This window comes from Nitrosospira sp. Nsp14 (genome assembly GCF_900113575.1).
In the GTDB taxonomy this organism is placed as follows: Bacteria; Pseudomonadota; Gammaproteobacteria; order Burkholderiales; family Nitrosomonadaceae; genus Nitrosospira.
The window spans coordinates 1-4,129 of sequence record NZ_FOPV01000038.1 but is presented as its reverse complement, the minus strand read 5'-3'; the positions used below and the strand labels follow the sequence as shown (position 1 = coordinate 4,129).

Here is a 4,129-nt window from a genome sequence, read left to right as displayed (position 1 = left end):
CACTCGAAACTGGGCTACCTGTCGCCCGTCGTCTATGAACGGAAAATGGTAGCAATACCACCTATCACGGTGTCTGAAATGATTTGACCACCACACTAATCTCCGTTCCACCCATGGGGTTAGGAGTTTGAAATGAAGAAACTCAAATCTGGGGGTTTCAGCCCTTAGAGTTGGTACATAACAAAAATATCAGGGGTGATTCAACGCTAGAAAGGACAGTGTATGTTTAACTCTAAGGCCTACGCCGCTGCCAGTGCGACCTCACCACTTGCCGACACCACAATTGCGCGGCGCGACCCAACCGAACACGACGTGCAGATCGAAATCCTTTTCTGCGGTATCTGTCACTCCGATCTTCATTCCGTCCGCAATGAGTGGAGCGAGTTCATGCCCACCGTCTATCCGATTGTTCCCGGCCATGAGATTGTTGGCCGTGTCACTATAACCGGCTCCGCCGTCACAAAATACAAGACCGGCGACCTGGTCGCGGTCGGGTGCCTGGTTGATTCCGACCGCACCTGCCCCCAGTGCAAAGCGGGCCTTGAGAACTTCTGCCCCGAGCTCAGGTTTACCTTTAACTCACCCGACAAGTATCTGGGAGGGATGACTTACGGCGGCTATTCAGACAGCATCGTCGTCGACGAGCATTTCGTGCTGCGCGTCCCGTCCAACCTCGATCTCGCGGGGGCGGCGCCGCTCCTGTGCGCGGGAATCACGACGTACTCGCCCATGCGTCACTGGGGCGTCAAAAAGGGCAAGAAAGTTGGCGTTGTGGGTCTCGGCGGACTGGGCCACATGGCCGTGAAGATTGCGCATGCGCTCGGAGCCTACGTCGTCGTCTTCACAACGTCGCCTAACAAGAAGGAAGACGCGCTCCGGCTCGGGGCCGACGAAGTCGTGGTTTCTCGCAACGCGGACGAAATGAAGAAGCACGCCGGCAGCTTTGAATTCATCCTCGACACCGTCTCAGCCGCACACGACATCAACGCCTATATCAATCTGCTTGGCGTCGACGGCAATCTCACCATCGTTGGTGTTCTCCCGAAGCCGCTCGAGGTCGCCGCCTTTGGCCTCATATCAGGCCGCCGCACTCTTTCCGGCTCGTTCATCGGCGGTCTCCGTGAGACCCAGGAGATGCTCGACTTTTGCGGGACGCACAACATTACTGCCGATGTCGAAGTGATCCCCATCCAGAAGGTCAACGAAGCCTACGAAAGACTGCTGAAGTCGGATGTGAAGTATCGGTTCGCCATCGACATGGCTTCTCTCAGAACTGAGTAAAGCGGAGGGGACGAGCACTTCCCCGTGCCGTAGTAGGAACAAACGCGTTAATGACCCAATTTGTGGTAACTCGAGTTACTTCTGGGCATGGTCCTCGCGGACGTGTTGCTGGCCGCTTGCGAGCAACGGGTTTTTATGCACAAGATCACACGACGAGTTCGACTGTATTGAAGAAAAGTTGAGCGGGCCTGTTCCGGCGCAAGTGGGAACATGGATGGTGGGACAAGTTAACGCAAACAGGTTTACGACGGGCCGGTGGGGGGTTAGATGTGGGTAGAGATTAGGTCTAAACAAACCATACTAATCACAAGAAGTTACGAAATTGAGAAGCGGTGTCCTTCACATTGGAGGCTGTAACCCGCTTCATTGTGTTAAGTTCACGTATTGGCGACACAGGAAGTTACCACGTTTGTTACCACGGTATAGGTTGCGGTACCTCTTACTATATGAGAAGTCGCGGAGCCCGTGTAATCTTGGATGTTGCAATCGAACGATTAGAGGTGCAGACGGACTGGCGCCATGGCGTCGCAAATCGGACCCATGTATTTCGGACTGCGATAGCAGGTGCGACCATGAACGAGCCCAAAATCTGGGGCACGTTGCGAATCAGAAAATGCATTCAGCCGCAGCACACGATCGAAACATAAGCCTTCGTAAAGCCACTATATTAACGTAGCCTTCCAATTTTTCCCATTTTGCTTTCCATACAGATAAACATAAGGGTTTAGATAGGGGTGTTCCCCGATCTTCTCGACGTCAAAACTTATTTTCCTTGCATGGATGATTTTGTTACACGCTTCTGGGAGTCCGAGCCCCATGCCTTCGGGTTTCTCTGATAGCCGAGAAAATAGAGCATGTTGTTTTAGATGAGCATATCAGCCGTAGGAATCGATATTGTAAGGAGTCGGTGATGGTGCACCCAGGCGTTGGTTGCTGGGGTCCAGCATTTCTCTGGTATTATGAGAAGAGGTTATGTGCAACTGGGAACGCCGAAAACCTCCGACTAAAGTTGTGAAGAAGTCGCCCAAAAAGCCCTCAACCTCAGAGCCGAAGAGCGAGCCAAGCGAGCTGGTAGGCACCCGACGCAAGCGGGAGAACGAAGAGGACGAGCGAATAGCCAACCTCAGGGGCCGCCGAAGGTACTGGTCGGCACGAATCCCTCGCAGGCCTACCCAGCACTTCCTCCGGTTCCAACCCATCAATACTTGACGCTGCCGCCGCATACATGCGCTCAGCGGGTCTTCCCCGTTACGCCAAACCCAGTACGTAAAACTCTACGAAGAAAGCCGAACAAGCATTGAAACGCTTTCACAGACGGCGTGGCACCGATCCACATCGGCATGCCAAGGCGTATATTTACAGAACTTCAGGTTCAGCCGTGGGCCTGTGGATACGAGCGTATCGCAGATCCATATATGCTCGTCTTGAGTTAATGCGAGAATAGATGAGGGAACCGCGTGGGTTAAAACGTGGGTAGTAAGTTTGTTATGACTAGAAATTGGTGGGAATTAAAAACGGACGAGCGGGCGGATTATAGTCCGGCATGAATCTGCTCACGCAACCACTTGTGCCCTGAATCACGATGTGAACGCTCATGCCAGACCATTGCCATCTCGTACCCGGGGATCTCCAACGGTGCTTCGAACGCGCAGAGTTCGTCCGACAGGTTGGGTATCAGGCGTGATGGAAGCATCGCGACCATGTCCGATTGGGTAACTAAGGCTGGAACAAATAGAAAATGTGGAACGGATAACACAACCCGCCGCGTTTTCCCCATCTTCTGAAGCATTGTATCCGTAATGCTCCGAAAACCTCCCCCATCGGGCGACACCAGAATGTGCTCCAGAGTGCAAAACTGATCTATTGTTGGTCTGCGTTTCACGTGCGGATGATCCTTCCGCGCAATGAGCACGTAGTGTTCAATGAAAAGAAACTTGAACCGAAGCTCTGGGGGCACTGTATCCATGGTTAGGAAACCAAGGTCGCAGATACCCTGTTCCAGCTGTTTAGCCATCTGAGGTGGAGCGGTATCGCGGATTGCAATGCGAGTACGCGGAGCGGCCGATCTTAATTTCGACAGAATTGGAAGGAGAATTGCCGACTCCGCGTAATCTGGAGCCGCCAAGCTCCAGGTGACCTCGGCAGTTGCAGGATCAAAGCGCTTCTGAGGTCCGACCACGCGCTCCAGCTCAAGAAGAGCTGAACGTAAGGGCTCAAGCAGCTCAACGGCTCGGGACGTTGGCAACATACCTCGTGGTCCGGGCAGCAACAGCGGGTCGTTGTAAATATTCCGCAGTTTCCCGAGCTGCACGCTCACGGAGGGCTGGCTCAGGTTAAGACGCTCCGCGGCTTTAGTGACGTTCAGTTCGGTCAACAGCACTTCGAGCGTCACCAGGAGATTAAGATCGACTTGAGTGAAATTAAAAATAACAATACCTGATATTGTATTAATTCATTTCTACTATACCACGGCTTTGTTTAGACTTCACCCCATCTCTTGCTAGACCCCTCTCTTAAGAGAGAATTCCACATCCGGCGCGCCAGCCAATGGGCATTCCGGTTTCCCACCAGACACTCTACTATACCTAGCTACATACATACACGAATGTATACATACAGTTTGTCGGTTTATCGAAGCACTCTACTTGGACTAACCCTCTGCGTTACCGTGGCCGCGTGCGGTCAAAATGAAGCGGCGAGCCGGCAGCCGGGAGCAACGTCTCTCCCCGTCAGCATGATTGAGGTGCAGTCCGCCAGTGTGCCAATCAGCGCGGAAGCGGTGGCCCAGACCGAAGGCGCCAAAGAGGTTGAAATACGTCCGCGGGTAGGCGGCATCCTGCTCAAGCGC

The 4,129-nt window shown here is 53.3% G+C and carries 2 protein-coding genes and 1 pseudogene; 2 read left to right on the top strand and 1 reads right to left on the bottom strand.

Annotated features, from left to right (window positions below; genetic code table 11):
* The first annotated feature begins 222 nt into the window (after positions 1–222).
* On the top strand, positions 223–1,281 hold the full coding sequence (locus BM022_RS14885) for an NAD(P)-dependent alcohol dehydrogenase (RefSeq protein ID WP_091140552.1): 1,059 nt from the start codon (positions 223–225) through the stop codon (positions 1,279–1,281).
* A gap of 1,531 nt (positions 1,282–2,812) precedes the next feature.
* Here the strand turns inward: BM022_RS14885 and BM022_RS14880 are convergent.
* Positions 2,813–3,673, bottom strand: a complete 861-nt coding sequence (locus BM022_RS14880; RefSeq protein WP_256209218.1) for a LysR family transcriptional regulator — start codon at positions 3,671–3,673, stop codon at positions 2,813–2,815.
* 213 nt (positions 3,674–3,886) lie between these two features.
* Between BM022_RS14880 and BM022_RS16240 the strand changes: the two are divergent.
* Positions 3,887–4,129 (top strand): annotated as a pseudogene (locus BM022_RS16240) (efflux transporter periplasmic adaptor subunit); the annotation flags it as partial.